1 protein-coding gene is annotated in these 2,244 nt (G+C 36.3%); it reads left to right on the forward strand.

Annotation, left to right across the window (positions count from 1 at the left end; genetic code table 11):
* The first annotated feature begins 354 nt into the window (after positions 1 to 354).
* A complete protein-coding gene (locus ACOVQ4_RS08950; protein ID WP_421820310.1) occupies positions 355 to 2,226 on the forward strand; it encodes a peptidase M61 in 1,872 nt (623 codons plus the stop codon).
* Positions 2,227 to 2,244 lie beyond the last annotated feature (18 nt).

The raw sequence follows: 2,244 nt of genomic DNA on the forward strand, positions 1-2,244 counted from the left end.
AAGCAAACGGAGAATTTGTTCAAAACTAATTGATTCAGATTTTCTAAAAATATCAGCTGCGCTAGAGTTTTGAATTTAAACACTAGCGCAGTTTTTTTATGTAGTAAAAACTTAATATTTGAGAAATTCCTCAGGATTAACAATAATCGCCTAAACCTCCTCCGCTCATCACAGCATACAACATTTTGACACAATCTATCCTGCTCAAAAAGCAATAAACGCCCAGAATCTAGTATATTTGAGCAAAGCGCCCTTAGCTAATACTTTCTGAGTCCATACAACATGCACATACAAATTCCGTTGTAGGAACAAATTGAGCCTTTGTTCGCTTCAAGAACTTTAATTTTTTATTCAATGAGAAAAACTATTTTGACGCTCTGCGCACTTGCGATGTGTGTGGGGTCTTTTGCGCAAAAAGTTGCCCAAAATGCTTCTTATCAATTCTTTGTTGACTTAAACAACGTTAAAAATGATAAATTAGAAGTATCATTAATTGCTCCAAAAATCAATAAAGACGAAATTACTTACAACTTACCCAAGATTGTCCCTGGCACTTATGCCAACTATGACTTTGGTCGTTACATCTCCGATTTTAAGGCATTCGATGCTGCTGGCAAAGCCTTGAAGGTTGAAAAAATTGATAAAAACAGTTACAAGATTGCTAAAGCTAAAAGTCTTTACAAAATCACTTATTTGGTGGATGACACTTGGGATTCGCCCGAAATCACAGGTGAATATGTTTTTGAACCTGCAGGTACAGATATCGAAAAAGACACATTATTTGCGGTAAATACCCACGGTTTTTTTGGTTATTTTGACAATTTGAAAAACGTTACTTACAACGTTAACTTCTCCAAACCAAAAGGCTTCTACGGTGCTACTTCGATGATTGCTAGCAAAAGCGATGCAAGTACTGATTTGTTTTCAACGGGCAATTACAACGATTTGGTAGATGCCCCAATCATGTACTCTAAACCAGATACCACAGTCTTGAAGGTAGGTGGCGCCGATATTTTGATTTCGGTGTATTCGCCTAATAAAAAAGCCAATTCTGCGGAGATTGCTGCCAATGTAAAAACTTTGTTGGAAGCTCAAAAAGAATATCTCGGTGGTACTTTGCCTATCAAAAAATATGCGTTCTTGATTATTTTGTCAGACAATTTGAAAAATGGCAGCTATGGCGCTCTCGAACATTCGTATTCGTCTTTCTATTATCTTCCAGAGGCTTCTGCCGAAGAATTATCTCAAACAGTAAAGGACGTTTGTGCTCATGAGTTTTTTCATATTGTAACACCCTTGAGCATTCACTCTGAAGAAATTGGAGACTTCGATTTTAACAAACCAAAAATGTCAAAACATTTGTGGATGTACGAAGGAATGACCGAGTATGCAGCAGGTCACATGCAGGTGATGTACGATTTGATTCCACTGGGACAATATTTGAATATGCTTCGTAACAAAATCAACAGTATGTATGACCGTTACGATGAAAAAGTACCATTTACAGAAATGAGTGCAGATGTATTGGAAAAATACAAAGACCAATATCCTAACGTATACGAAAAAGGTGCTCTGATTGGTTTATGCTTAGATATTAAACTTCGTCAGCTTTCGAAAGGAGCTTACGGAACACAAAATTTGATGCGTGATTTGTCTAAATATTATGGTAAAGAAAAATCATTCAAAGACCCAGAATTGTTCGATAAAATTACGGAGATTACCAAATTCCCTGAATTAAGACAATTTTTTGCAAAATATGTAGAAGGAAATCAACCTTTACCGCTGGAAGAAATCTTCCAAAGTGTGGGTATCGAATTTCAAAAAGAAGCGAAGGTTCGTGAAAAATCAATCGGCGTTTCTGTTTATAGCTTAGGGTTAAATCAAGAATCAAAAGCGATTTATATCCTCGACGACGAAGGCATTGATGCTTTTGGTAAAAAATTAGGATTGAAAGCTGGTGACGAGTTTGTTTCCTTGAATGGTAAAGCTTTAGATTTAGCTAATTTCCGTAATACCCGTACCGACTTTATGCAAAACGCTAAAGAAAATGATACGATCAATATGGTAGTTATGCGTAAAGAGGGTGACAAAAAAGTAGAAGTAAAACTTTCTGCGCCGTTGTTTATTCCTGAAATTATTGAGAAAAACTTGCTTAAACCAGTAGCTTCTCCTAGCGAGGCTCAAGTTACTTTACTAAAAGCATGGTTGTCTCCAGCCAGTAAATAATCATTGACTTTTGAGTAA

Source organism: Flectobacillus sp. (assembly GCF_049240685.1).
Lineage (GTDB): Bacteria > Bacteroidota > Bacteroidia > Cytophagales > Spirosomataceae > Flectobacillus.

Excerpts from the sequence above, each read along its gene's own strand:
- ACOVQ4_RS08950 (WP_421820310.1), top strand. The coding sequence starts at position 355 with ATGAGAAAAACTATTTTGACGCTCTGCGCACTTGCGATGTGTGTGGGG.